General features: G+C 63.9%; 20 protein-coding genes. 15 read left to right on the top strand and 5 right to left on the bottom strand.

Annotated features, from left to right (window positions below):
- The first annotated feature begins 18 nt into the window (after positions 1 to 18).
- From KRR38_RS17745 to speD, 4 genes are read left to right on the top strand one after another with little or no spacing between them, the layout of a single operon-like run.
- The gene (locus KRR38_RS17745) at positions 19 to 228 is read left to right on the top strand and encodes a DUF350 domain-containing protein (RefSeq protein ID WP_217404061.1); all 210 of its coding nucleotides are present in this window, start codon (positions 19 to 21) and stop codon (positions 226 to 228) included.
- Entirely contained in the window at positions 221 to 1,762 is a 1,542-nt protein-coding gene (locus tag KRR38_RS17740) for a polyamine aminopropyltransferase (RefSeq protein WP_217404059.1), read from the top strand. The genes KRR38_RS17745 and KRR38_RS17740 overlap by 8 nt, the downstream gene beginning before the upstream one ends.
- The gene (locus KRR38_RS17735) at positions 1,752 to 3,362 is read left to right on the top strand and encodes an FAD-dependent oxidoreductase (RefSeq protein ID WP_217404057.1); all 1,611 of its coding nucleotides are present in this window, start codon (positions 1,752 to 1,754) and stop codon (positions 3,360 to 3,362) included. Before KRR38_RS17740 ends, KRR38_RS17735 begins: the two co-directional genes overlap by 11 nt.
- A complete protein-coding gene (gene speD, locus KRR38_RS17730; protein WP_254514861.1) occupies positions 3,334 to 3,738 on the top strand; it encodes an adenosylmethionine decarboxylase in 405 nt (134 codons plus the stop codon). Before KRR38_RS17735 ends, speD begins: the two co-directional genes overlap by 29 nt.
- Positions 3,739 to 3,780: 42 nt before the next feature.
- Here speD and KRR38_RS17725 read toward each other — a convergent pair whose 3' ends face one another.
- Positions 3,781 to 4,116 carry a hypothetical protein gene (locus KRR38_RS17725; protein ID WP_217404055.1) on the bottom strand — a complete coding sequence of 112 codons (336 nt, stop codon included), beginning with the start codon at positions 4,114 to 4,116 and terminating at the stop codon, positions 3,781 to 3,783.
- A gap of 198 nt (positions 4,117 to 4,314) precedes the next feature.
- On the opposite strand from KRR38_RS17725, the gene KRR38_RS17720 reads away from it, so the two are divergent.
- Entirely contained in the window at positions 4,315 to 6,795 is a 2,481-nt protein-coding gene (locus KRR38_RS17720; RefSeq protein WP_254514860.1) for a PAS domain-containing protein, read from the top strand.
- Between the two features lie 81 nt (positions 6,796 to 6,876).
- On the opposite strand, the gene KRR38_RS37800 is transcribed toward KRR38_RS17720, so the two are convergent.
- A complete protein-coding gene (locus tag KRR38_RS37800; RefSeq protein WP_375293465.1) occupies positions 6,877 to 7,185 on the bottom strand; it encodes a 2OG-Fe(II) oxygenase in 309 nt (102 codons plus the stop codon).
- A 207-nt stretch (positions 7,186 to 7,392) separates the two neighbouring features.
- On the opposite strand from KRR38_RS37800, the gene KRR38_RS17710 reads away from it, so the two are divergent.
- The 6 genes from KRR38_RS17710 (at position 7,393) to KRR38_RS17685 (ending at position 17,150) form a co-directional block, all read left to right on the top strand.
- The gene (locus KRR38_RS17710; RefSeq protein ID WP_217407535.1) at positions 7,393 to 7,635 is read left to right on the top strand and encodes a hypothetical protein; all 243 of its coding nucleotides are present in this window, start codon (positions 7,393 to 7,395) and stop codon (positions 7,633 to 7,635) included.
- A 381-nt stretch (positions 7,636 to 8,016) separates the two neighbouring features.
- Positions 8,017 to 10,533: a TonB-dependent receptor gene (locus KRR38_RS17705; protein ID WP_254515481.1), complete on the top strand. Its 2,517-nt coding sequence runs from the start codon at positions 8,017 to 8,019 to the stop codon at positions 10,531 to 10,533.
- A 633-nt stretch (positions 10,534 to 11,166) separates the two neighbouring features.
- Positions 11,167 to 14,580: a response regulator gene (locus tag KRR38_RS17700; RefSeq protein ID WP_254514859.1), complete on the top strand. Its 3,414-nt coding sequence runs from the start codon at positions 11,167 to 11,169 to the stop codon at positions 14,578 to 14,580.
- Between the two features lie 10 nt (positions 14,581 to 14,590).
- Positions 14,591 to 15,415, top strand: a complete 825-nt coding sequence (locus KRR38_RS17695) for a protein-glutamate O-methyltransferase CheR (protein WP_217404047.1) — start codon at positions 14,591 to 14,593, stop codon at positions 15,413 to 15,415.
- The gene (locus KRR38_RS17690; RefSeq protein WP_217404045.1) at positions 15,412 to 15,990 is read left to right on the top strand and encodes a chemotaxis protein CheB; all 579 of its coding nucleotides are present in this window, start codon (positions 15,412 to 15,414) and stop codon (positions 15,988 to 15,990) included. Before KRR38_RS17695 ends, KRR38_RS17690 begins: the two co-directional genes overlap by 4 nt.
- The gene (locus KRR38_RS17685; RefSeq protein ID WP_217404043.1) at positions 15,987 to 17,150 is read left to right on the top strand and encodes a hybrid sensor histidine kinase/response regulator; all 1,164 of its coding nucleotides are present in this window, start codon (positions 15,987 to 15,989) and stop codon (positions 17,148 to 17,150) included. The genes KRR38_RS17690 and KRR38_RS17685 overlap by 4 nt, the downstream gene beginning before the upstream one ends.
- 69 nt (positions 17,151 to 17,219) lie before the next feature.
- On the opposite strand, the gene ubiG is transcribed toward KRR38_RS17685, so the two are convergent.
- Positions 17,220 to 17,942, bottom strand: coding sequence for a bifunctional 2-polyprenyl-6-hydroxyphenol methylase/3-demethylubiquinol 3-O-methyltransferase UbiG (ubiG, locus tag KRR38_RS17680; RefSeq protein ID WP_217404041.1), 723 nt, complete (start codon positions 17,940 to 17,942; stop codon positions 17,220 to 17,222).
- Positions 17,943 to 18,023: 81 nt separating this feature from the next.
- On the opposite strand from ubiG, the gene KRR38_RS17675 reads away from it, so the two are divergent.
- Positions 18,024 to 19,265: an aspartate kinase gene (locus KRR38_RS17675; protein ID WP_217407315.1), complete on the top strand. Its 1,242-nt coding sequence runs from the start codon at positions 18,024 to 18,026 to the stop codon at positions 19,263 to 19,265.
- A 72-nt stretch (positions 19,266 to 19,337) separates the two neighbouring features.
- Positions 19,338 to 20,195, top strand: coding sequence for a DUF3667 domain-containing protein (locus tag KRR38_RS17670; RefSeq protein ID WP_217404039.1), 858 nt, complete (start codon positions 19,338 to 19,340; stop codon positions 20,193 to 20,195).
- Between the two features lie 45 nt (positions 20,196 to 20,240).
- Here KRR38_RS17670 and KRR38_RS17665 read toward each other — a convergent pair whose 3' ends face one another.
- Positions 20,241 to 20,807 carry a TetR/AcrR family transcriptional regulator gene (locus KRR38_RS17665; RefSeq protein WP_217404037.1) on the bottom strand — a complete coding sequence of 189 codons (567 nt, stop codon included), beginning with the start codon at positions 20,805 to 20,807 and terminating at the stop codon, positions 20,241 to 20,243.
- 70 nt (positions 20,808 to 20,877) lie between these two features.
- Between KRR38_RS17665 and KRR38_RS17660 the strand changes: the two genes are divergently transcribed.
- Positions 20,878 to 21,627 (top strand): ubiquinone biosynthesis protein COQ4, encoded by a 750-nt coding sequence (locus KRR38_RS17660; RefSeq protein ID WP_217404034.1) that lies wholly within the window; start codon positions 20,878 to 20,880, stop codon positions 21,625 to 21,627.
- A 58-nt stretch (positions 21,628 to 21,685) separates the two neighbouring features.
- On the opposite strand, the gene katG is transcribed toward KRR38_RS17660, so the two are convergent.
- Positions 21,686 to 23,944 (bottom strand): catalase/peroxidase HPI, encoded by a 2,259-nt coding sequence (gene katG / locus KRR38_RS17655; protein ID WP_217404032.1) that lies wholly within the window; start codon positions 23,942 to 23,944, stop codon positions 21,686 to 21,688.
- A 169-nt stretch (positions 23,945 to 24,113) separates the two neighbouring features.
- On the opposite strand from katG, the gene KRR38_RS17650 reads away from it, so the two are divergent.
- Positions 24,114 to 25,133, top strand: coding sequence for a nitronate monooxygenase family protein (locus KRR38_RS17650; RefSeq protein ID WP_217404030.1), 1,020 nt, complete (start codon positions 24,114 to 24,116; stop codon positions 25,131 to 25,133).
- Positions 25,134 to 25,194 lie beyond the last annotated feature (61 nt).

Raw genomic sequence — 25,194 nt, 5'->3', positions numbered from 1 at the left:
CGCTGAAGGAGCCGAACCATGGTCTCACTCGAAGTCTTTCTTGCGACCCTGCTCTATGCGGGGCTTGGTATCGTCATCTTCATCGTCAGCTTCGTCCTCGTCGACAAGCTGACCCCAGGCGAACTCTGGAAGGAGATCATCGAGCGCCAGAACATGGCGGTCGCCTTGCTGGCGGGCGCGGTGGCCATCGGCATCTCGAGCATCATCGCTGCCGCCGTCCATGGCTGACATGCCCGGCGCGGAGCCGGCAGAACAGGCTCCGCGTTTTCTCGCGATCATCCTGCTCGTCTCTGTCCTCGTCGTCGCGACCTGCGGGCTCATCTACGAGCTTCTGGCCGGAACGCTGGCCAGCTACCTGCTGGGCGACAGCGTTACCCAGTTCTCGACGGTCATCGGCACCTATCTCTTCGCCATGGGCGTCGGAAGCTGGCTGTCGCGGTTCGTCCGGGAGGACGAGTTGGGCGCCTTCATCCGCATCGAGATCCTGATTGCTCTCATCGGCGGCTGGTCGGCGGCGGGGCTCTTCCTTCTGTTTCCGCTGGTCTACGATTTCCGCGTACCGCTTTACGCACTGGTCCTGGCTATCGGCATATTCGTCGGACTCGAAATACCGCTGCTGATCCGTATCCTGCGGCACCGCTTCGCGCTGCGCGAGCTGGTATCGAACGTGCTGACCTACGACTACGTAGGCGCGCTGATAGCCTCGCTACTGTTCCCGCTCGTGCTGGTGCCCTGGCTCGGAATGATGCGGACCGGCTTCGTCTTCGGTCTCGCCAACGTCGCCGTCGCGATCGCCCTGCTCGTCTCGCTGCGCCGCAGTCGCCGCATCGCCTTCGACCTTATCACCGCAGGCCTCGTCGCCGCGGCGCTCCTCGCCGGGCTGGCCTATGCCGAGCGCCTTCAGCGCTGGTCCGAGGTCGCCTTCTATGGCGAGCCGGTGATCTATGCCCGGTCGACGCCCTATCAGCGCGTAGTGCTGACGCGGCGGGGAAGCGACCTTCGCCTCTATCTCAACGGCAACCTCCAGTTCTCCTCGCGTGATGAATACCGCTATCATGAGGCGCTGGTCTGGCCCGTGCTCGGCCGCGTCGCCGACCCGCGCGCCGTGCTGATCCTGGGCGGCGGCGACGGCCTTGCGGCGCGCGAGGTGCTGCGCGACCCACGGGTGCGGTCGGTGACGCTGGTCGATCTCGATCCCGAGATGACCAGGCTGTTTCGCGACACGCCCCAACTCGCCGCGCTCAACCGCGGCTCGCTGGCCTCGCCGAAGCTGCGCGTGATCAATGACGATGCCTTCCAGTGGGTCCGTCGCGAGAGGGCGCGTTTTGACGCCGTCATCGTCGATTTTCCCGATCCTACCGAATTCTCGTTGGGCAAGCTTTATACGGAAAGCTTCTACCGCGAAGTCGCGCGGCTGCTGGCCCCGTCCGGGATGATGACGGTTCAGAGCACTTCGCCGCTCGTCGCGCCGCGCTCCTACTGGACCGTCGCCAGCACGCTCGAAGCTGCGGGGCTCTCATCGCGGGGCTATCACGCCTATGTGCCGAGTTTTGGCGAGTGGGGCTTCACGCTCGCCGCCCATCGCCCGATCTCCGATGCGGTCAGCCTGCCTGCCGGTCTGCGTTTTCTGACGCCGTCGAGCGAACGGCTCATGTTCGATTTCCCGCCCGACATGGCGCGCCGCCCCACGCCGGTGAACCGCCTCGACAACCAGGCACTGGTGCGTAGTTTCGCCGCCGAGTGGGGCGGATATGAGGGCTGACTTCAGCCGGCGCGAAGTGCTGGCGGCTTCCGCCGGGGTCCTGGTCGTCGGAGGTTGCAGCGGCGGCGCTGCGATCATGCCGGGCGAGCTTGGCGGTGCGGACTACGTCCGCGGGCACCAACTGCGCGACAGGAAGTTTGCCGAGCCCGAAGGCGTGGAAGCCGAAGTGGGCGTACTCATCGCTGGCGGCGGGGTTGCCGGGCTGGCGACCGGCTGGACGCTGGCCGAGGCTGGCTTCGACGACTTCGTGCTGTGCGAGCTCGAGGACCAGACCGGCGGCAATGCCCGTTCGGGCCGTAACGCCATCTCGGCCTATCCGCTTGGCGCGCACTATCTGCCTGTGCCCAACCGCGAAGCGAAGGCGCTGTGCCACATGCTGCAGCGCTTCGGCATGATCGTCGGCGAGCGGGAAGGCGCCCCGGTCTACGATCCCTACCAGCTCTGCGCCGATCTGGAGGAGCGCCTCTTCTGGCGCGGAAGATGGCAGGAAGGGCTGTTTCCCCAGAGCGGGCTGACGGAAGCCGACCTCGCCCAGCGTCGTGCGTTCGATCAGGCCATGGCCAGGTTCCGCGACGCGACGGGGAGCGACGGCAAACCAGCCTTCGCCATTCCTCTGGCCTATTCGAGCATTGATCCACACTTCACCGAGCTCGACCGACAGAGCTTTGCAAGCTGGTTGGACGGGCAGGGCTGGCGATCGCCGCTTTTGCGCGCCTATGTACGCTATTGCTGCCGCGACGACTATGGCACCGAGCCCGAGCATGTTTCCGCCTGGGCGGGCATCCACTATTTCGCCTCGCGCCGCGGCTGGGCGGCGAACGGGGACGGCGACCGTGAGCTGACCTGGCCCGAGGGAAACGATCGACTGGCGAAGCGAATGGCGGAGCCCATCGCGGCGAAGATCCGCAAGGGATGCTCGGTATTCCGGTTGCAGCGCGACGGCGAGGGCGTGCTTGCCGATTGCTTCGACCACCGGCGCGGCCGCAGCTTTCGTATGCGCGCGCGCGCGGTAGTCGTGGCCATGCCGCAGTTCGTCGCGGCACGTCTGCTGCCCGAAGCAGGAATCAGCGGCGGCTTCAGCTATGCGCCGTGGGTGGTCGCTAATGTCAGCGTCAGCCACCATCCGCGTGGCGACGGTGTTCCGCTCGCCTGGGATAATGTTTCGGCGGCCAGCGATTCGCTGGGCTATGTCGTCGCGACGCATCAGGCGTCGAGCAGTGCCGACGGTCCGACGGTGCTCACCTGGTATATGCCGCTATCGCATCACCTGCCGCAGTCGGAGCGGCAGGCCATGCTCGGCCAGACGCTCGCCGATTGGCAGCGCGTTGTGCGCGATGATCTGCTGGGCCTTCATCCCGAACTTGCCGGTGCGATCACCCGGATCGACGTGTGGCGCTGGGGTCACGCGATGATACGGCCGACGCCGGGCTTCCTGACCGAGCCGGCGCGCCTTGCCGCACAGAATTCGCCGGCGCCTATTTTCCGCGCCCATTCCGACATCAGCGGCGTCTCGCTATTCGAGGAAGCGCACTATCGCGGTGTCGCGGCCGCGGAAGGCGCCATGAAGCATCTTGGCCATTCGTTCGAAAGTCTGCTCTGAAATGCCGCACCCCGCTTCCGCCGCCGGCCTGCATCTCATCGCGGACCTCGCAAGAGGCAGCCGCCTCGACGATCTCGAATGGATCGAGCGGACGCTGCGCGATGCCGCGGCCGCGGCCGCGGTAAAGGTGCTCGACGTCAAGCTGCATCCCTTCGGGCCCGGAATGGGCATCACTGGTGTGGCCCTGTTGGCCGAATCCCACATTTCCATCCACACTTGGCCGGAAACGGGCGTCGCTGCCGTCGATATCTTCGTTTGCGGCGCCGGAACGAATGCCGATGCGGCGCTGACATTGATCGAAGAACGATTGACTGCCGTGACCACCTATCGGCAGGCCATCCCGCGTCTCGGTTCGCGAGCGCAGTCTGTCTCGTGACGCTCTCGCAATATTCGACTTCGATACTGCCATCGAAAACGGCTAGCAGCTAATCTCTCGCGATTTCAGGCGTATGATTGCTGCCTCGGCATCGTTGCTCGCGTTCTCGAGCTTTTCGGCCAACCGCTCGAGCTCTCGTTCGTTTCTTAGAAGCCTTCGCCGCGCGTCCGCTCTCAAGACGAACCACCCGCCCCAGGATTTCCTTGCCGGTTTCAATACCGCGATCGAAGCTGTCAGCACGTCGCTCGCGACGCCGACGAGGTCTATGTGCCCGTGAATGATCACGTCCCTCATACCTTTGGCGTCGTCAACCAAGCCGCGCGATTGATGGCGGGCCAAGCTTTCGGCGACCTTTTTCGCGAGCGGTTCCAAGCTCATCGATCATTCCGGTCGAGCATGGCACCCCTTAGCTCGGAACAGCTGATCCAGCCAGATAGGGATCGCCGATATAGCGGTCGTTTGCTTCGCCGTGCTCGCCGCCTGAAAACGGCCCGTGCTTGGTGAGCAGACTCGCCGGGATGTTGCATCGAAACGGGCCTTCGAGCGTTATAGGGTCGCCGAAGGACGTGGGGGCACATGACGCAGACTTTGAACGCCGACTTGGAGGTCATCTTCCCGGGCAAGTCGGTGATGGCGCAGCAGATGCGCGAGCGCGATTGGACAGCCACTCCGCTAGGGGATCCGTGCCTCTGGCCGGATGGCCTGAAAATACCCCTTCGCATGCTGCTCACCTCGCGCTTCGAGATGTGGCTGGGTTGGGGCGACGATCTCTGCTTCTTCTATAACGATGCCTATGTTCCGACGCTGGGGATCAAGCACCCTACTGCGCTCGGCCGGCCCTTCCACGAGGTATGGTCGGAAGTCTACGCTGACGTCGCCGATCAGGTCGCGCGCGTGCGTGCGGGCGAAGCGACATGGAACCAGGCGTTGCTGCTGTTGCTCGAGCGGAGCGGCTATCCGGAGGAAACATACCACAGCTTCTCCTACAGCCCGCTCTATGATGAGTCCGGAGCCGTCAAGGGCATGCTCTGCATCGTGAACGAGGAGACCGAGCGCGTTATCGGCGAACGCCGCCTCGATACGCTCCGGCGGCTCGGTATGAACCTCGTGGGAGCTACCGATCGGTCTCAGGTCCGGGAAGCGGTTTGCGACATCTTCGCAGCCAATCGGCGTGACTTCCCCTTCGTACTGTTGGGTCTTGCCAGCGGCGAACGCATCGAGATTACCGGATGCACCCCGGACGTCGGCAACATGGGTGACATCGAGTGGCCGGCAGACGTGATCGGCACGACGGGCACTCTGGCAATCGCTCTGGATGTCGATCGTTCCTGGCCGACCGGGGCCTGGGATATCCCGCCGCGCGAAGCGCTGGTCCTCCCGATCCCGGGTACGGCCGATCAGTCGCCGTTCGGCACTCTGATCCTCGGTCTCAATCCCTATCGTCGGAACGATCCGGAGATCGCCGATTTCGCTCGCCTGATTGCCGGGCAGGTCAGCGGCGCGCTTGGCAACATTGCCGCGCTCGACGCCGAACGGAGACGCGCCGATCGCATATGGCTTCACAGCCGGGACTTGATCGTGGTCGTTGACGCCGAAGGCGTATTTCGTTCGGTCAGTCCATCATGGGAGGTCGTTTTCGGGTATCCGAGCGAGGAGGTCGCCGGCCGTCCATTTGCCGATTTCATTGCCGACGAAGATCTCGGCCCCAGCACACAGGCCCTGGCGGCGGCGCTCGCCGATGGAGATCTCACAGGTTACGAAAATCGCTTTCGCACCCGCGCGGGGAACTATCGCTGGATTTCCTGGCATACGGCGATGGAAGGCGGCCTTGTCTATGCCTATGGGCGTGATGTCACCGATCAGAAGGAAAGCGTCAGGGCCCTTGCGGCAGCCGAAGACGCCCTGCGTCAGGCGCAAAAGATGGAGGCGGTCGGCCAACTCACCGGCGGCATTGCGCACGACTTCAACAACCTGCTTGCCGGCATCAGCGGCAGCCTCGAAATCATCGAGCGACGAATGGCACAGGGGCGTACCGAAGGCCTCGAGCGGTTCTTGAAGGGGGCACAGTCCTCGGCCCAGCGCGCGGCATCGTTGACCCAGCGGTTGCTGGCTTTTTCACGTCGGCAGACACTCGATCCCAGGCCGACGGACATCAACCGTCTCGTCCGCGGCATGGAAGACCTCATCGGCCGCACGGTGGGTCCGGCAATTGCGGTCGAGGTGGTCGGCGCAGGGGGCCTGTGGCCCGCGAGGGTCGACGCCGCGCAGCTTGAAAGCGCCCTGCTCAATCTCGCCATCAACGCGCGCGATGCCATGCCGGATGGGGGGCGGATCACGATCGAGACGGCCAACAAGTGGCTCGACGAGCGCGGCGCGCGCGAGCGTGATCTTACGCCGGGCCAGTACATCTCCATCTGCGTGACCGATAGCGGCACGGGCATTCCAAAGGAGATCGTCGATCGAATTTTCGATCCCTTCTTCACCACCAAACCGATCGGGCAGGGGACTGGGTTGGGACTTTCCATGATTCATGGCTTCGTTCGCCAGTCGGGCGGACAGGTTCGCGTCTACAGCGAGCCGGGCGAAGGCACGACCATGTGCCTTTACCTGCCTCGTCATGTCGGTGCCGTCGACGAGGATGAGCCAAACGATACAAGTATCGCGGCGTCAGGCGCTGGCGAAACGGTCCTGGTCATCGATGACGAGCCGACCGTGCGCATGCTCATCGTCGATATTCTCGAGGAGGCGGGCTACGCTTCTATTGAGGCCTCGGATGGCCAGTCCGGGTTGAAGATCTTGGAATCCGATACGAGGATAGACCTTCTGATCACCGACGTTGGCTTGCCAGGCGGTATGAACGGTCGCCAGGTCGCCGACGCGGCGCGCATTTTCCGGCCTGATCTGAAAGTCTTGTTTGTCACGGGTTTCGCGGAAAATGCCGTGGTGGGGAACGGGCACCTCCCGCCGGGTATGGAAGTCATCACCAAACCGTTCGTCATGGCCGATCTGGCGAACAAGATTACGGACCTCATCGAGGGAGCAAACAGCGCTCGTTGATGGCTTGCAGCCGGAGATTGAACTACCCAGCCCATACCTCGTTACAGCCGGAGCATTTTTCTCCAGCGGAGTCGTCTTGCGCTATGGGGCGGGCCTCCCTGGGCGACTTGGTGCCTTCGCGCGACCGAGAGTCTTGTACATGAGCGTAATGCGCGGGGTATGGGATGTCCTGTAGACGGGCCTGGCTACATGCGGGATGGTGCCGGAAAAAACTACGAGCCGATCCGGTTTGGGGGCTACAGCCATTTTTATTTCAGAAATCGATTGGTTGAAGAATAAGGTCTCACCGCCTTCATCATGGTTCCAGGTCGACTGGGGGTAATATATAGCGGTGAGGTGATCGTGGTGTGGAGAATCCTTATGCACGCCGCCGCCTATACCTGGCGGCATCGCATTCGCATAACACCGTGACAGCATATGCCCGTGTAGAATTTTGACTGAAAGCATTTTCCAAAATTCATATAATATGGGTGATCTATTTTGAAGCTCGTCAATGGCGGATCTTGGATCCATGTCTTCCAATCCGGACTGCCTGAATCCCGCAAAATGCTTGTAGAAATATTTGGGCATCTGGGGGTCGGGCGAGGATGTCGCCCCATGAACCCAATTCTCTCCGGGGCTGTTGAGAAACTGCAAAATCTCTTCTCGCCGGGCGTTTCCGAGAACATCGTCAAATATTCGAATATTGTTCATGAGAAGTCTCTCTCGATCCTGGCGGAACGGGAACGTCTCGTCTCGGCGACGGCTCCCGTTTTGATCAAACCAGCGATTCCCTGCTGCGAGGTGCTCAGATCTTCGTTCGACACGAGGCTTGAGGCAGGAGCTTTCCGGCGTACGTAAACGCAAGCGATAACGCGCAATCTGTGCGCCTTGCAGCGTTGCGGTCAGCTTGCCGCAAGATGAACATTTGGTCGTTATCGCCAACCAGGGCCGGAGTTCTGGAGAGCGTCGGCCTTGCCCCTCAGGATTGTTTGCTCCGGGCTTCCTGCTGGCCGGCGATGCCGGATTACCAAAACATTCCACATTGCCCTGATTGTCGGCTTATGGGCTCCTTGTTCGTGGGGCCGAAGCAAGCGCTTGGATTTGTTTCCACTCTGTGTCATGCTTCGCGAGTTGCATGAGAGGACAGACGTGGGCGTCGTCGTGCACCTCTAAAAATCATTCGCGGTGGCAGACAATCTTGCTGACCCAGCACGCGAAGAGGAGAGGGAGGTGAACATCATGACATCCGGAATCCGCACGTTCATGCTCGTTTCGACGATGCTTGTCCCGGTCGCATTCGCCCCGGTTCAGGCGTGGGCCCAGGAGGCCACCGCCACCGACAACAGCAACACCGGTCTGCAGGAGATCGTCGTCACTGCTCAGAAGCGTGAGCAGAGCATGCAGGACGTTCCGATCGCGATCACCGCGTTCACCCAGCAAACGCTGGAGGCGAACCGTATCTACAACGTCAATGACCTCTCGGGTTTGGCGCCGGGCCTGACCGTCCGGCCTTCGGCCGGCGGTATCCAGCTGCCCGCGTTTACGATGCGCGGCCAGGTCAGCTTCGGCGTCGTTGCCGGATCGGACAAGCAGATCTCGATCTACTTGGACAACGTGTATCTCTCCAGTCCCCGCGGCACGATCTTCGACTTGCCCGATGTCGCGCGGATCGAAGTGCTGCGCGGTCCGCAGGGCACTCTCTTCGGCCGCAATGCGACGGGCGGTGCGGTAAGCGTCACCACCCGCGATCCGACCGGCGATCCTCACGTCAAGGCCGAATTTTCTTACGGCAACTACGATCAGTATCGGATCCGCTTTACCGCGGATACGCCTCAGATCGGTCCGTTCAGCGCCTATTTTTCATTCGTCCGGCACTACCAACGCGGAGACATCCGGAACGCCGATGCAGGGGTGATCTGGAATCGCAATTCGGCGGGGCCACGCTACGGCAATACGCAGCAGTCGGTGAAATGGCTGGGTACGACCGATAGCAACTCTTACTTCGCCGCCGTCAAGTTCGAGCCCAGCGACAGTTTCAAGACGGTCTACAAGTTCGACCGAAACGAGGATGCGGGCACGCCCGATGGTACGGGCTTCGTCGGCTACAACCCGAGCGCACCGCTCACCGGCGCTCTCGTGACTGCGCTGCTCAACAGCCAGCCGACCCCTTACCTGACCGATCCGACCGCCCGGCGTCCGGCAGCGGTCAACAACGGCTGGGTGATCCCGCGCATCGCTCGAGTCCAAGGGCACAGCCTGACCTCGACCTGGCAAGCGAGCGACAATATCAGCGTCAAGAACATCTTCGCCTATCGCAGCAACTTCATCTTCTCGACGGCAGCGATCGACGGCCTCAGTTCGTTCACTTTCACGCCGCAGTCCCTGGGTGCCTATGCAACCCTCGCTGCGTTCAGCGCCAACCCCGCGCTCGCCACGGCGTCTCCGACGGTCCAAGCCGCCGCCATCCAGGCGACGGCAAATGCTCTCGCGCCCAACCTTGGCGGCCAGTTCGTCCTCATCGGGACCGAATCGACGTCGGCCAGCAAGCAGTATAGTGACGAGCTTCAGGTCAATTATCACACCGACAAGCTCCAACTGACCGCCGGTGCGCTCTGGTTCCACTCGAATGACACTGCCGGAGGCCCGACCGGCATGCAATCGGTGCTCAGCCTGGTCGCGGTTCCGCCCAGCGGCGTCGTTCCGCTCGGCCGCCAGGGCGCGTTCCACAATATCGCCACGTCGCTGGCAGCCTACCTCCAGCTCGAATACGATTTCACCGACCAATTGAGCCTGGTCGCGGGCGGCCGCATCACCCGGGACAAGAAGGACAGCACCTTCACCTACGGCAATCCGGGAGCGCTCAACACCATCGTGCCGCCCACCTACAAGAAGACCAAGCCCAACTACATGGTCGGCCTGAACTGGAAGCCCAATGCGGCTACGCTGATCTACGCCAAATATTCCACATCGTTCGTGTCCGGCGGCTCGACCGGCGGCATCCCCTACGAGCCGGAGACCGCGAGCTCGATCGAAGCCGGCCTGAAGGCAGACTTCCTCGATCACAAACTGCGCACAAACCTCGCGCTTTTCCATGTCGATTACCACCACTTCCAGGGTCCGCAAGGAACCAGTCAGCTATCGTCGGCGGTCATCGCGCATGCTGCTCTCGATCCCCTTTACGGCGTAGCAGTCGCCAACGCGGTCGTGCCCGCCTTGAGCACCTTTGTTTTCGATCAAGGCAGTATCAGAGCCCAAGGCGTCGAACTGGAAGTGACAGCGGCGCCGGCACGCGGTCTCCAGCTTGGTGGCAGCCTCGGCTACACCGACACCAAGTATCCCTTCGTCTCCCCGGCTGTGCTGGCGGCGAACAACGGCGCCGTGCGCGTGACGAACCGGCCGAAGGTGACGGGCACGCTCTGGGCAATGTACGAGACGCAGCCGATTTCCGGCGACATGACCTTGATGCTTCGCAGCGACGCCAACTATCTCTCGCATATGGACATCGACCCGCAGGTCGTGCGCGTCAACGTTCCCCAGCTGGAACCCGCGCGGTCGGTACCGGCCTACTGGCTGTTCAACGCCCGCGCGGCACTACGGCACATCAAGGTCGGCGGGCTCGAGGGCGAGCTGGCAGTGTGGGGCAAGAACCTGAGCGATCGGAAATACGCCAACTTCGCGCTGGTCCAGGACATCGCGACTTCTGTCAACTTCATCCCGCCGCGTACTTACGGCGTCGACTTTGGCATCGAATTCTAAGTTGGAACATGGCTGACGTTGCGGCCATTCACACATTCCGATCGGCTGTCTGAAAGCGGCCGATCGTTCAGATCAGATCGATGGACGACACCATTGGTTCGCTGCAGGGAGGCGCCATCTAGGGGGCCTCCTGCTTGCTTGTCGATGCGGAAGCGCCGGCTCGAATTGAAAGGCGACGCTGGAACCTTTCATTTCGCAGGGCGTTTGGCGGAAGGTTATGCGGATATGTTTGGTAGGGCACGTCAGCTGTCAGCGGCCTGCCTATCACTTTGGGGTAAAATTCTTTGGGGCCGCGTCGAACGAAAAATGACGGGCCTGGCCTGCAGAAAGGTCGCGAACGCCTTGCGGGTGAAGCGAAGCAAAATCTGAAATCGGGATTGCAGATGCTTTACGCGCCAGCGGAGGGCGATGAATTCTGCGACCTGTTGGCGGCTATCGACAAGGCGGCACGCAAGAAATGAAGACCGCGTTTTCCGGCAGCCCCATCCCCGTCACATATGCGCTTTCCGATTGGTTGAAGCCGATAGTTCGGCTGGCCAATGGAGCTGTACTCATCACATTAGCGAGAACGAACTAGTGCGACTTCTGCGCCGCCCGACTGTCTTGAGATCCGGGCCGAACCCTGGCGTGAACTTGCGTGCCGGTTTGGGCCTCGCGCTCATCATCCTGTTTTTCGTGATCGGCGGTCTGGTTGCGGCCTTCAACATCAACGTGCTGCGTGTGGATTCGGCAAAGGTGCAGCACACACACTCCGTGATCACTTCGCTCGATGAGCTGGTGTCGACGCTGCAAGACGCAGAAACCGGCCAGCGCGGCTATCTGCTCACGGGCAAAGACCAATATCTCACACCCTACAACGAGGCACTGGTTCGGGTACCCACGACGCTCGATCGGATCGCCGAGCTCACCCGCGACAACGCCGTCCAGCAGGGCCGGCTGGCTACTCTCCGGCGCCACGCCGAGGCGAAGCTTGCCGAGCTGAAGGAGACGATCGATCTGCGGCGTGGCTCCGGCGCAGATGCCGCCGTTGCAGTCGTCAATACCGACCGCGGCAAAGCGGAAATGGATGCGATCCGCGGCCAGCTCGAACTTATGCAGCAAGAGGAGTCGCGGCTCCGGCAGATTCGTGTCGATGAGATGGAAGGGGCCTACAGGTCTGCCTGGCTGACCGGCGCGCTGACGGGCCTGCTCGGCATCGTCCTGACTCTGGCCGTTGGATTTCTCCTGCGCCGCGGCAACATCGCGCGCGAGCGCCAGCAATGGCAGCAAACCGGCCAGGCGCAGCTCGCTTCCGCAATGCTCGGAGATCAGCCGGCGCAGCAGCTTGGCGAGAACGTCCTGGCCTTTCTTGCGGGCTACCTCGGCGCCCAAGGCGGAGCCATCTTCGCCAGCGAAGCCGGACGATACCAGCGCATAGCCATGCGGGGCGTGCCGAGCGACGCGCAGATCATCGAGCACTTTTCACCTGGCGAAGGCCTGCTGGGGCAAGTCGTGATCGATCGTTTGCCGGTGCACCTCGGCGACATTCCAGAGGGCTACCTGACGATCGGTTCCGCTCTGGGCCGCGACAGGCCTCGCCATCTGGTCATAGCCCCTGCGGTTGCTGACGACGTGGTACAGGGCGTGCTGGAACTGGGCTTCCTTCAGCCGGTCGACGACCATGTGCTCGAATTTCTGGCCTTGGCGTCCTCCCCTATCGGCACGGCGCTGCGCTCGGCGCACTTCCGTGCCGAGCTGCAGAACCTGCTCGAAGAGACCCAGCGGCAGGCCGAGGAACTGCAGGCGCAAAGCGAGGAGCTGCGCGTATCGAACGAGGAACTGGAGGAGCAGGGCAGGGCGCTCAAGGAATCGCAGGCCCGGCTCGAGCAGCAGCAAGTCGAACTGGAACAGACCAACGCGCAGCTCGAGGAGCAGGCGCAGCAACTCGAAACCCAGCGCGACGACCTTGTCCGATCGAGCGGCATCGTTGAGCTCAAGGCTCGCGAGCTCGAACAGGCGAGCCGTTACAAGTCAGACTTCCTGGCCAACATGAGCCATGAACTGCGCACGCCGCTCAATTCGCTGCTGATCCTCTCCAAGCTGCTGGGTGACAATCCCGCCGGCAACCTGACAGAGGATCAGGTCAAATATGCGCTGACGATCCAGTCCTCGGGCAACGACCTGCTGGCGCTGATCAACGACATCCTCGATCTTTCGAAGATCGAGGCCGGTCACATCGAGATTCGCCCCGAGACCGTCGCGCTCGACCGTTTGGTGGCGGACATGACGCAGCTGTTCGAGCCACTCGCGGCAGAGCGCAAACTCGCGTTCGATGTGACGATTGCCGACGATTGCCCGGCGACCATCGATACGGATCGGCAGCGTCTCGACCAGATCCTGAAGAACCTGCTCTCGAATGCTTTCAAGTTCACCGAGACGGGCGGCGTGACGCTGTTGATAGGCCGTTTTTTGCCGGAGGAACTCGAACTTACCATTGCCGACACGGGGATCGGCATTGCCGAGGACCAGCAACGCGAAATCTTCGATGCCTTCCGCCAGGCCGACGGCACGATCAGCCGCAGGTACGGCGGGACCGGCCTTGGCCTGTCGATCTCGCGCGAACTGGCGCGCCTGCTCGGCGGTGCCATCACGCTCGACAGCGTTCCGGGTGAAGGCAGCCGGTTCACCTTGACGATACCCTTGGCTTACGATCCGGCACTGGTTGCGGGGCGCGAGGAATTGGGGCCCGAGCCCGTCGTCGCGACGGGCGCCGTTCCCGCTCGGCCCGTAACTCCGCAGCCACCTGCCGCGCAGCCGCGTGCTGCGTCGCAGACCTTGCTTCGGCGGGTCGACGATGACCGCACCTCGTTGGCAGCGGACAAGCGGATACTGCTCGTGGTCGAAGACGACACGAGTTTCGCCGCCATCGTCCGTGACCTCGCGCGCGAGATGGGTTTTCAGTGTCTGGTCGCGGGAACGGCGGAGGAGGCGCTGGAACTGGCACGCGAGTCCAGGCCGAGCGCCGTGGTGCTCGATGTCGGCCTGCCCGATCAGTCGGGCCTGGCGGTGCTCGACCGACTAAAGCGCGACGTCGGGACCCGGCACATCCCGGTTCATGTCGTCTCGGCCAGCGATCACGTCCAGACGGCCCTGTCGCTCGGCGCCATCGGTTATCTGGTGAAGCCCGTGAAGCGGGAGGACCTCGCCGGGGTTTTGGAAGCGCTTGCGGCGAAACTGTCGCAGACGACGCGGCGCGTCCTGATCGTCGAGGACGATCCCGTCCAGCGCGATGCCGTCGCCAAACTGCTCGCGTCCGGAGATGTCCAGACGGTCGGCGTCGGTTCCGCGGCGGAGTGCCTGGAGCGCCTGCGCGAGGACACCTTCGATTGCATGGTCCTCGACCTGACCTTGCCGGACGCTTCGGGCTTCGAACTGCTCGAGACGATCCACGGCGATGCCGCTCACGGTTTCCCGCCCGTCATCGTGTACACCGGCCACGATCTTTCGGTGGCCGAGGAACAGCGCCTGCGCCGCTATTCGGACTCGATCATCATTAAGGGAGCTCGCTCGCCGGAGCGCTTGCTCGACGAGGTTTCGCTGTTCCTCCACCAGGTGGTCACCGAGCTGCCTGCCGAGCAGCAGAAGATGATCCAGCAGGCGCGCAACCGCGACGCTATGCTCGAAGGACGCCGCATCCTCATCGTCGAGGACGACGTGCGCAACGTCTATTCGCTGACCAATATCCTCGAGCCGCGCGGGGCCATCGTGGAGATTGCTCGCAATGGCCAGGAGGCGATCGCCGCGCTCGAGGCTGGTGCGGGCGAGGGCCGCGAGGCGATCGATCTCGTGCTCATGGACGTCATGATGCCTGTCATGGATGGTCTCACCGCGACGCGGCATATCCGCAAGGATGCGCGTTGGAAGAAGCTTCCGATCATCACGCTCACGGCCAAGGCAATGCCAGACGATCAGCAGCGCTGCATCGAGGCCGGCGCGAACGACTACATGGCCAAGCCGCTCGACGTGGACAAGCTGCTCTCGCTCGTCCGCGTCTGGATGCCGCGGTAGGCGCCGCCCCATGTCCGACGTCACCGAGGATATCGAGATCCGCTTGCTGCTGGAGGCGCTTCATCAGCGCTACCACTATGACTTCCGGCATTATGCCCAGGCTTCGATCCGGCGGCGCCTTCGCCAGGCACGTCAGCAGCTCGGTTTCGCGACCTTCTCGGCGATGCAGGAGGCCCTGTTGCACGACGAGGCCATGCTGCCCCGGCTGCTCGGCTATCTCACCGTGCAAGTCAGCGAGATGTTCCGCGATCCCTCCTACTTCAGGGCGTTGCGCGAAAATGTGGTGCCGCACTTGCGCACCTATCCCTCGCTCAAGGTCTGGATCGCCGGCTGCAGTGGCGGCGAGGAACTCTATTCGCTGGTGATCCTTTTTCGTGAGGAGGGCTTGGAGGAGCGCACGCTGTTCTATGCGACCGATATCAGCCAGGACGCATTGGAGACCGCCGCGCGGGGCATCTACCCGCTCGATCGGATCGCTTTGTTCACCGAGAACCACCGCGCTTCGGGCGGCAAGTCCTCGCTCTCGGATTACTATACGACGGCCTACGGCAACGCCGCCTTCGACAAGAGCCTTCGCGATCGTGTGGTGTTCTCGGACCACAGCCTCGTCACGGACGCGGTCTTTGCCGAGATGCACCTCATTTCCTGCCGCAACGTCATGATCTATTTCGACCGGGCCCTGCAGGACCGCGCCATCGGCCTGTTCAGAGATTCTCTGGTTCGCAATGGTTTCCTCGGACTGGGCGCAAAGGAAAGCATCCGCTTTTCCGCTCATGGGAATGCCTTCGGCGACTTCGTTCGCACGGAGAAAATCTACCAGAGGCGCGACATATGAACGCCGTGTCGAAAGCAAAGATGGTCGTGATCGGCGCATCGGCGGGTGCGATCCAGGCCCTGTCCGAGATCCTCCCCGTTCTCCCGGCCGACTTCTCGCTTCCGATCGTCATCGTCGTGCACGTTCCCGCCGATCGCCAGGACATATTGGCGCCACTGTTCGAGAAAAAATGCCGCATGGCGGTGCGCGAAGCCGAGGACAAAGAGCCAGCGCTGTCCGGTACGATCTATTTCGCCCCCTCTGATTATCATCTGCTCCTCGAAAACGACGGCACCCTGTCGCTATCGGCCGATCCGCCCGTGATGCACTCGCGCCCCTCGATCGACGTGATGTTCGAAAGCGCGGCTGACGCATTCGGAGCATCGCTCATCGGGATAGTCCTCACGGGGGCCAATGCCGATGGCGCTGCTGGACTCAGAGCGATCGCCGAGGCGAACGGAATGGTAATCGTCGAGGACCCCGCCTATGCCTATGCCGATGCGATGCCGCGGGCGGCGCTGAAACTGTGCCCGGACGCGCGCGTCATGACTCGGGGTGCAATCGCCGAATTTCTCATCGGGAAGGCTGGATCATGACCCGTCCCCTCCCTCCCGTGCATTTCCTCCTTGTCGACGATCTCGAGGAAAACCTTGTCTCGCTCGAAGCCCTGCTCAAGCGCGACGAACTGGTCATTCTCAAAGCACGATCGGGCGACGAAGCACTCGAACTGTTGTTGGAGCACGACGTCGGGTTGGCCCTGCTCGATGTGCAGATGCCCGGGATGGACGGGTTCGAACTGGCCGAGTTCATGCGTGGGAGCGACCGCACGCGCAATATTCCGATCATATTCGTGACCGCCGGTACTTCGGACGCCCGGCGCCGGTTCCGTGGATACGAAGCGGGGGCCGTCGACTTCATTCAGAAGCCGATCGAGTCAGATGTCTTGCGGAGCAAGGCCAACGTCTTTTTCGATCTCTGCCGCCAACGCCAGGTGGTTGCCGCCCAGCGCGATGAACTGGAGGCGGCGTCACGCGCGCTGGTGACGGCGGACCGCCGCAAGGACGAATTCCTCGCAACGCTTGCGCATGAACTGCGCAACCCCCTGGCCGCCGTCAAGGCCGGCATTCGCCTCCTGGAACGTCGGGAAGACGCCGGACAGGCGGCGGAAATTCGCGACCAGATGGATCGCCGAATTGGCTATCTCACACGGCTGGTGGACGATTTGCTCGACATCTCGCGGATAAGCGAAGGCAAGATTTCGCTGCGAAAGGAGCGCGTCGAACTTCGCGCGATCGTCCAGGCTGCGGTTGAGGCGAGCCAGGTCGATCTGGATGACGCAAACCACGCATTCAGCCTCGATTTGCCGAACGAGGAGGTGTGGTTGGAGGTCGATCCGGTCCGCATGGCCCAGGTGATCGCGAATTTGCTGAACAACGCTGCCAAATATACGCCGCCGGGTGGAAATATCGCTTTGAAGGTGCGCGCCGACGACGGCCGGGTGGAGCTGTGTGTGCAGGATGACGGGGTCGGCATTCCTCTCGACATGCAAACGCGGATTTTCAAAATTTTCGAGCAAGTGTCGGAGCACCGCAGCCGCGCTGCCGGCGGCCTTGGGATCGGCCTGGCGTTGGTACGCCAAATCGTCGAACTGCACGGCGGGTCGATTGCGGTGGAGAGCGCCGGTGAGAGGGCAGGCAGTGCGTTCACCGTGAAGCTACCAGCCGTTAGTCCTCGGGAGATTACGGTGACCGCTTAGACCTGCCGCTACCGTCGACATTGCAGGCAAGCGGCGCATTCTGGATATCCGGCTTCAACGGTTTCCAGACTAGGCCCGAACCGCCGTAACGATATAATTCAGCGCCAAACTATCCGACAAATGCAGCCCCTTGGTCGGCGACCAGGCTATGCCTTTCGGCTCGCCCATCGTCATGCCGACATCGGCGAGCAGCTCGCCCAGTTCCTCGGGTGTGACGAAATCGCCCCAGTGGTGGGTGCCGCGCGGAATGGCGCCGAGGCGTTCGGCGCCTTCGACCAGCAGCAGCCGCGATTGCGGGGTGCGGTTGGGGGTCGATAGCACCATCAAACCGTCCGGCTTCATCGCAGCGGTCAGCGCGGCGATGAAGCCGGGCTTGTCGGCGACGTGCTCGATGACTTCCATCGAGCAGACGAGGTCGTAGTCGACAAGGCCGAGCTGGCCGATGTCGCCCCAGCGGTACTCGATCGCAAGGCCGGAGCCTTTGGCATGCTCGCGCGCGGCCTCGATGTTCTCCTCGGCCGCATCGACGCCCGTCACCGTGCCGCCCAGCCGCGCCAGCGGCTCGCAGAGCAGGCCGGCGCCGCAGCCGACATCGAGCGCGCGTTTGCCTGCCAGCGGCTTCAGGCCGCGCGAGTCGCCGCGCCAGTGCGCGTCGATCGCCTCGCGGATGAAGCCCAGCCGAACCGGGTTTAGCTTGTGCAGCATGGCCGAGGAACCCTTGGGATTCCACCAGTCTGCGGCAAGCCTGCCGAAATGCTCGGCCTCTGCGGGTCTTATGGTTGCATTCGTCATCCCCGATCCCTAACAGCGTGCCCGCTTGGGGCCTAGGCCCCGTTTGTCATGCAGGAGCTTTGTTTCGTGGCCCGGATCGTGATGAAATTCGGCGGCACCTCGATGGCCGGCACCGAGCGCATCCGCCGCGTCGCCGGCATCGTGCGCCGCCAGCAGGCGGCCGGGCACGAGGTCGCCGTGGTGGTTTCGGCCATGGCCGGCGAGACCGACCGGCTGGTCAATTTCTGCCGCGAGGCCAACGCGCTTTACGATCCCGCCGAATACGACGTGGTCGTGGCCAGCGGCGAGCAGGTGACCGCGGGCCTGCTGGCGCTGACCTTGCAGGCGATGGGCTGCAAGGCGCGCTCGTGGCTCGGCTGGCAGCTGCCGATCAAGACCGACGATGCCCATGCCAAGGCGCGCATAGGCACGATCGACTGCCCCGAAATGCTGGCCTCGATGGCCGCCGGCGAGATCGCGGTGATCCCGGGCTTCCAGGGCCTGACCGACGACAACCGCGTGACCACGCTCGGCCGCGGCGGCTCGGACACCTCGGCGGTCGCGGTCGCGGCGGCGGTCGGCGCGGATCGCTGCGATATCTACACCGATGTCGACGGCGTCTACACGACCGACCCGCGCATCGTCGCCAAGGCGCGCAAGCTGAAGAACGTCACTTACGAGGAAATGCTCGAGCTGGCTTCGGTCGGCTCGAAGGTGCTGCAGACGCGCTCTGTCAGCCTCGCCATGAAGGAAGGCGTGCGCGTGCAGGTTTTGTCGTCCTTCATCGACGACGATGCGCCGGCCGCCGATACGCTGCCGGGTACGATGATCGTCAGTGACGAAGAACTCGAAGGATTGGATATGGAACGCCAGCTGATCACCGGCATCGCCGCCGACAAGAACGAAGCCAAGGTCACGCTCACCCGCGTCGCCGACAAGCCGGGTGCGGTCGCGGCGATCTTCGGGCCGCTGGCCGCCGCCAACATCAACGTCGACATGATTATCCAGAATATCGCCAAGGATAAGGGCGAGACCGACGTGACCTTCACCGTGCCGCTGGCGGACCTGCCGCGCGCCGAGGCGCTGCTTGAGGCGCAGAAGGACAAGATCGGCTATTTCCGCATGATGTCGGACGGCAAGGTCGCGAAGATCAGCGTCGTCGGCGTCGGCATGCGCAGCCATGCGGGCGTCGCCTCGACCATGTTCCAGGCGCTGGCCGACCGCGGCATCAACATCCAGGCGATCTCGACCAGCGAGATCAAGGTCTCGGTGCTGATCGACGAGGACGAGACCGAACTGGCCGTACGCGTGCTGCACACGGCTTACGGGCTCGACGCGGAGTAAGGCTCCGGCCTGCGTTCGGTTGTCGGAGAGGCGTTTCGCGCCTAGACTGCGCCTGCCGATAGGGGGCGCAGCATGGCCGAGCCTTCTGTCAGGACGAAACGCTGGATCTGCCCGAGCTGCGAGCGGCAACGCACGACGCCTTATTGTTCGCAATGCGGCGAGGAGCCGCTGCGGCCGCTCGATCTTACGGCGCGCGATCTCGCTACCCAGTTGTTCAATGGTTTGAGCAGCATCGATGGGCGGCTGCTCCGCAGTTTCCGGCTGCTATTGCTGAAACCGGGCGCGCTCACCGTGGCGCATGTGCGCGGCGAGCGGCGCGCCTATCTCGGGCCACTGCCGCTCTTCCTGATCGCCAACGCGCTATTCTTCGGCATGCAGTCGCTGACTCACACCAGCATCTTCTCCTCACCGCTGGCCTCGCATCTGCATGGTCAGGACTGGAGCGTACTGGCCGGGCGGCTCGTTGCGGACCGCCTGCAGGCACGGCACACGACGCTCGCCGCTTTCGCGCCGCTGTTCGACCGGGCGGCGATGCTGAACGCCAAGTCGCTCATCATCCTGATGGCCCTGGCCTTCACGCCATTCGCCGCCGCGATGTTCTACGTCCGGCACAGGCCGATCGGCGTGCATCTGGTGTTCTCGCTGCACCTCTACGTCTTCGTCCTGCTCGTGTTCTGCGCTGAACTGGCGGTAGTCGAGATCGACCTGCTGGCGGGCGGGGAGGGCCTGGCGTCCCCGGCGATCGACATCGGGCTTTCGCTGATCGCCTTCGCGGCATGCGCCGTTTATCTCTTCTTGATGTTGGGCGCGGTGCACGACGCGCGGCCGGCGGTTCGCGCCGCCGCGGCATTCGCCCTGGCGGCGATAGTCGCGGCGCTGGTGCCCGGCTACCGGTTCGCGATCTTTCTCGTCACGCTTTACACGACCTAGATTCCGTGGCGGTCCCGCAGGATGAGCTGGGCTAGCTGAACTCTCTTAGGCCGCTGCGTCGACGAACCGCCGCGCCAAGGCGGCCATGTGGGCGACTGGCTCGGCATAGTCGCCCTCGATCCAGAACCGCGCCATGCGCAGCACCGCGCCCATCGCGCCGACGCGGGCGAGGGGATCGGCCACGTCGGGCGCGATCAGCGCCGCTAGCTGGTCGAGCATGCCGCGGCCGACCTTGAGCATTTCGGGATCGTGGTGGTCGGTCTCGACGAGGAATACCCGCGCGAGATCGGGATGCTCTGACAGCAGGCGGAAGAAGGCGGCCAGCGCGCTGTCCGTCGGAGCCTTGCGGTCGATCGCTTCGGTCACGTCGAAGATCAGATGATCGCAGACCTGGCGGAACACCGCGAGCAGCAGCGCCTCGCGGCTGACGAAGCTTTCGTAGAAATAGCGCGGGGTCAGGCCTGCCTCGGCGCAGATCGCCGTGACCGAAACCCCCGTGGTGCCCGCCGCGCCATAGAGCTTGGCTGCCGCCTGCATCAGCTTTTCGCGGCGTTCGGCAACGCGGGCTTCCTGGCTCTGGCCGCCGTAGAGCCGTTCCTTGGTTTTGCTCATGCCCCGTCTTGACATAACCGACTCAATCTGACAATTTGAAAATATAGATTATCAGATAGTGAGTCGAACGATGACCGACCAGGCAAGAGCAATCGAGCTTTCCTCCCGCCGCGACTGGGCGGGCGCTCTCAAGGCGGTGAAGCAGCTGATGGCGCATCCGGGCGACACCGCGCAGGTCTTCCGCATCATGCGCGCGCTCAATGCGGGCACGGCGAAGCGCGGCTACGAGCGCCTGCTCGGTACCGCCGAAGGCGGGCGCATCGCCTATGAGCACGTCGAACTGGCCGAGCGCCTGTCCGACCCCGCGTGGGTGGCGCGTTTTCCCGAGGGCAGCGTCGGCGCGGCTTATGCGGCATTCCTGCGGCGCACCGGCTATTCGGCGCAGGGCCTCGCCGCGGTCAGCCGCACCGACGATCCCCAAGAGGCGCAGCATCCTGTGTCGTGGTTCGGCCGGCGGACGCGCGACGTGCACGACATCTGGCACGTCCTCACCGGCTACCGCGCCGACGATCCGCTGGGCGAGGCTTGCCTCGTCGCCTTCTCCTATGCGCAGACCAAGGGCCTGGGCTGGGCGCTGATTGCCGTCGGCTCAGCGTTGACCGGCCTGCGTTCTCCGCAAGGTCTCGCTGCTGCGCGGGCGATCTGGGAAGGCTACCAGTTGGGTCGGCAGGCGACGTGGCTGCTCGGCGAGGACTATGAGAAGCTGCTGGCCGAACCGATCGACGCCGCGCGGGCGCGGCTGCAGCTCGGCCGGCCCGAGCGCTATTTCGCGCTCGATGGCGCGCCGCGCACGATAGGTCCAGTGATGGCGACTGCCTGAAACGAAAACCCCGCCTCCGACGCTGGCCGGAGGCGGGGCTCTGACCCGGCCGAAGGTGCTAGGCGGCCAGGTCGAAACGATCCGCGTTCATCACTTTGGTCCAGGCCGTGACGAAGTCGGCGGCGAACTTCGCACCTGCATCGGCCGAGGCATAGACTTCAGATAGTGCGCGCAGCTGCGAATTCGAGCCGAACACCAGGTCGGTACGCGTTGCGGTCCACTTTTCCTCGCCGGTATGGCGATCGGTGCCGGTGAACAGCTCGTCGCCGCTGTCGTCGACCTGCTTCCACGCCGTGCCCATGTCGAGCAGGTTGACGAAGAAGTCGTTGGTCAGCTGCCCGGCGCGCGCCGTCAACGCGCCGTGTGCCGCGCCGCCGTAGTTTGCGCCGAGCACGCGCAGGCCGCCGACGAGCACGGTCATCTCGGGCGCCGTCAGGCCAAGCAGCTGCGCGCGGTCGACCAGCAGTTCTTCGGTCGGCACGTTGTAGCGGACTTGCAGGTAGTTGCGGAAACCGTCGGCCTTGGGCTCGAGCACGGCGAACCCTTCGACGTCGGTCTGGTCTGGACGCGCATCGACGCGGCCCGGGGTGAAGGGCACTTCGATGGCGTGGCCGGCGTCCTGCGCCGCCTGCTCGATGCCGACGGAGCCGCCGAGCACGATGAGGTCGGCGATCGACACCTTCTTGCCGCCGGCAGTAGCGTCGAAGTCGGCCTTGATGCCCTGGTAGACCGCGATCACCCGCGCCAGTTCGGCTGGCTCGTTAACCGCCCAGTCCTTCTGCGGGGCGAGGCGGATGCGGCCGCCGTTGGCGCCGCCGCGGTGGTCCGACCCGCGATAGGTTGAGGCCGAGGCCCAGGCGGTCCTGACCACGTCCGCGACCGACAGGTCCGAAGCCGCGATCCGGTCCTTGAGCACGGCCACGTCGCCGTCACCGATCTGGGCATAGTCGGCCTTGGGTAGCGGATCCTGCCAGATCAGGTCTTCGGCGGGCACGTCGGGGCCGAGGTAGCGCGCCTTGGGTCCCATGTCGCGGTGGGTCAGCTTGAACCAGGCGCGGGCGAAGGCATCGGCGAAGTGCGCGGGATCGGCGCGGAACTGCTCCATGATCGCGCGGTATTTCGGGTCGACCTTCATCGCCATGTCGGCGGTGGTCATCATCGTCGGCACCCTGGCGGCGGCATCGTGCGCAGCCGGGGCCAGAGTATCCGCAGGATTGCCTACCGGCTGCCACTGGTGCGCGCCCGCGGGGCTCGTCACCACCTCGTATTCGTGGTCGAGCAGCATGTCGAAGAAGGTCATGTCCCACTTCGTCGGCGTAGGTGTCCAGGCGCCTTCGATGCCGCTGGTGATCGCATGTGCGCCGACGCCGCTCTCGTGGCCGCTCTGCCAGCCGAGGCCCTGCTGGGCGATGTCCGCGCCTTCGGGCTCGGCCCCGACCTTGGCCGCGTCACCCGCGCCGTGGGCCTTGCCGAAGGTATGGCCGCCCGCGGTCAGCGCCGCGGTCTCGATGTCGTCCATGCCCATCCGCGCGAAAGTCTCGCGGATGTCGTCGGCCGATTCCTGGGCGATCATGTTGCCGCCGCGGCCTTCGGGATTGACGTAGATCAGGCCCATCTGGATCGCCGCGAGCGGGCTTTCGAGAACCATTTCGCGCTCGGGCTGGATGCGCGTCTGGCTGTCGGTATGGCCGACCCATTCCTCCTCGGTGCCCCAGTAGACGTCCTTTTCGGGCTCCCAGACGTCGGCGCGGCCGCCGCCGAAGCCGAACACCGGGCCGCCCATCGATTCGATCGCGACGTTGCCAGCCAGGATCATCAGGTCGGCCCAGCTCAGCTTGCGGCCGTACTTTTGCTTGACCGGCCAGAGCAGCCGGCGCGCCTTGTCGAGGTTGGCGTTGTCGGGCCAGGAGTTGAGCGGGGCGAAGCGCTGCTGCCCAGCGCCCGCGCCGCCGCGGCCGTCGCCGGTGCGATAGGTGCCCGCAGAGTGCCAGGCCATGCGGATGAAGAAGGGGCCATAGTGGCCATAGTCCGCCGGCCACCAGGGCTGGCTGTCGGTCATCAGCGCGGTGAGGTCCGCCTTGACCGCGGCGAGGTCGAGCGTCTTGAACTCCTTCGCATAAACGAAGTCGTCGCCCATCGGGTTACCGGTCTTGCCCTGCTGGTGGAGGATGTCGACCGAGAGGTGGTTGGGCCACCAGTCGCGATTGGTGCGGCCGAGCAGGGCACGCAGCGCACGCGGTTCCTTGGCATGATCGCTGAGCGGGTCACCGCCGGTGAACGGGCAGCCGCCGGAGCTTCCAGATGTCTTCGCGTCCATTCCATCTCTCCTCTGTGCTTCGAACTGATGGACCGGAGATTAGCGAATGCGATTGAGTGATAGAAACGATCAAACTTCGTTACTATCAGTGGAGATACCGATTGCGGCACCGCACTTCGCGCCTCTCGAGTCTTGCCGCCAGACCTTGCAGCGCCTAAGCGGCTGCCCGATGACAGACTTTTCCCTGACCCAAAATCTGATGCGGCGTGGCGCCGAGTTCCTCGGCAGCGACTATGCGATCCTCTGCGGCGCCATGTCGTGGGTGTCCGAGCGCAACCTCGTCGCGGCGATCAGCAATGCCGGCGGCTTCGGCGTGATCGCCTGCGGCGCGATGACGCCCGAGCTGCTCGACAAGGAGATTGCGGGGACACAAACGCTCACCGCCAAGCCGTTCGGCGTCAACCTGATCACGATGCACCCGCAGCTGTTCGACCTGATCGAGGTCTGCGCACGACATAAGGTCGGCCATGTCGTGCTCGCCGGCGGCATCCCGCCCAAGGGCTCGGTCGAGGCGATCAAGACATCGGGCGCCAAGGTGCTCTGCTTCGCGCCGACCGTGGCGCTGGGCAAGAAGCTGCTGCGCTCGGGCGCCGACGCGCTGGTGATCGAGGGCATGGAAGCCGGCGGCCACATCGGCCCGGTCTCCACCTCGGTGCTGGCGCAGGAGATCCTGCCCGAGCTCGCCGCGGACAACCTCGTCTTCGTCGCCGGCGGCATCGCGCGGGGCGAGGCAATGGCCGGCTACCTCGAGATGGGCGCCTGCGGCGCGCAGCTGGGCACGCGCTTCGCCTGTGCCAGCGAAAGCATTGCCCACCCCGACTTCAAGAAGGCCTTCTTCCGCGCTTCGGCGCGCGATGCCGTCGCCTCGGTCCAGGTCGATCCGCGCCTGCCGGTGATCCCGGTCCGCGCGCTCAAGAACAAGGGTAGCGAGGAATTCACCGCCAAGCAGATAGAGGTCGCCCGGCTGCTCGACGAGGGCAAGGTCGACATGGGCGAGGCGCAGCTCCAGATCGAGCATTTCTGGGCTGGCGCGTTGCGCCGTGCGGTGATCGATGGCGACGTCGAGCGCGGCTCGATCATGGCCGGGCAATCGGTGGGCATGGTGACCAAGGAAGAGCCCGTGACCGCCATCATTGCGACGCTGCTCGCCGAATGCGAGCAGGCACTGGCCCGGCGGAAAGCAGCCTAGCAACGTCCCGGGGAGGGACCGCGAAATTTCACGGGCTTGCATGGCTGCGGAAGCGCGATAG

The organism is Novosphingobium sp. G106 (assembly GCF_019075875.1).
Lineage (GTDB): Bacteria > Pseudomonadota > Alphaproteobacteria > Sphingomonadales > Sphingomonadaceae > Novosphingobium.
The sequence above is the reverse complement of the archived record's forward strand: the minus strand, read 5'-3'. Positions and strand labels throughout refer to the sequence as shown.

Excerpts from the sequence above, each read along its gene's own strand:
- KRR38_RS17745 (WP_217404061.1), top strand. The coding sequence starts at position 19 with ATGGTCTCACTCGAAGTCTTTCTTGCGACCCTGCTCTATGCGGGGCTT.
- KRR38_RS17740 (WP_217404059.1), top strand. The coding sequence starts at position 221 with ATGGCTGACATGCCCGGCGCGGAGCCGGCAGAACAGGCTCCGCGTTTT.
- KRR38_RS17735 (WP_217404057.1), top strand. The coding sequence starts at position 1,752 with ATGAGGGCTGACTTCAGCCGGCGCGAAGTGCTGGCGGCTTCCGCCGGG.
- KRR38_RS17725 (WP_217404055.1), bottom strand. The coding sequence starts at position 4,116 with ATGAGCTTGGAACCGCTCGCGAAAAAGGTCGCCGAAAGCTTGGCCCGC.
- KRR38_RS17720 (WP_254514860.1), top strand. The coding sequence starts at position 4,315 with ATGACGCAGACTTTGAACGCCGACTTGGAGGTCATCTTCCCGGGCAAG.
- KRR38_RS37800 (WP_375293465.1), bottom strand. The coding sequence starts at position 7,185 with ATGCCGCCAGGTATAGGCGGCGGCGTGCATAAGGATTCTCCACACCAC.
- KRR38_RS17710 (WP_217407535.1), top strand. The coding sequence starts at position 7,393 with ATGAACCCAATTCTCTCCGGGGCTGTTGAGAAACTGCAAAATCTCTTC.
- KRR38_RS17705 (WP_254515481.1), top strand. The coding sequence starts at position 8,017 with ATGACATCCGGAATCCGCACGTTCATGCTCGTTTCGACGATGCTTGTC.
- KRR38_RS17695 (WP_217404047.1), top strand. The coding sequence starts at position 14,591 with ATGTCCGACGTCACCGAGGATATCGAGATCCGCTTGCTGCTGGAGGCG.
- KRR38_RS17690 (WP_217404045.1), top strand. The coding sequence starts at position 15,412 with ATGAACGCCGTGTCGAAAGCAAAGATGGTCGTGATCGGCGCATCGGCG.
- KRR38_RS17685 (WP_217404043.1), top strand. The coding sequence starts at position 15,987 with ATGACCCGTCCCCTCCCTCCCGTGCATTTCCTCCTTGTCGACGATCTC.
- ubiG (WP_217404041.1), bottom strand. The coding sequence starts at position 17,942 with ATGACGAATGCAACCATAAGACCCGCAGAGGCCGAGCATTTCGGCAGG.
- KRR38_RS17675 (WP_217407315.1), top strand. The coding sequence starts at position 18,024 with ATGAAATTCGGCGGCACCTCGATGGCCGGCACCGAGCGCATCCGCCGC.
- KRR38_RS17670 (WP_217404039.1), top strand. The coding sequence starts at position 19,338 with ATGGCCGAGCCTTCTGTCAGGACGAAACGCTGGATCTGCCCGAGCTGC.
- KRR38_RS17665 (WP_217404037.1), bottom strand. The coding sequence starts at position 20,807 with ATGAGCAAAACCAAGGAACGGCTCTACGGCGGCCAGAGCCAGGAAGCC.
- KRR38_RS17660 (WP_217404034.1), top strand. The coding sequence starts at position 20,878 with ATGACCGACCAGGCAAGAGCAATCGAGCTTTCCTCCCGCCGCGACTGG.
- katG (WP_217404032.1), bottom strand. The coding sequence starts at position 23,944 with ATGGACGCGAAGACATCTGGAAGCTCCGGCGGCTGCCCGTTCACCGGC.
- KRR38_RS17650 (WP_217404030.1), top strand. The coding sequence starts at position 24,114 with ATGACAGACTTTTCCCTGACCCAAAATCTGATGCGGCGTGGCGCCGAG.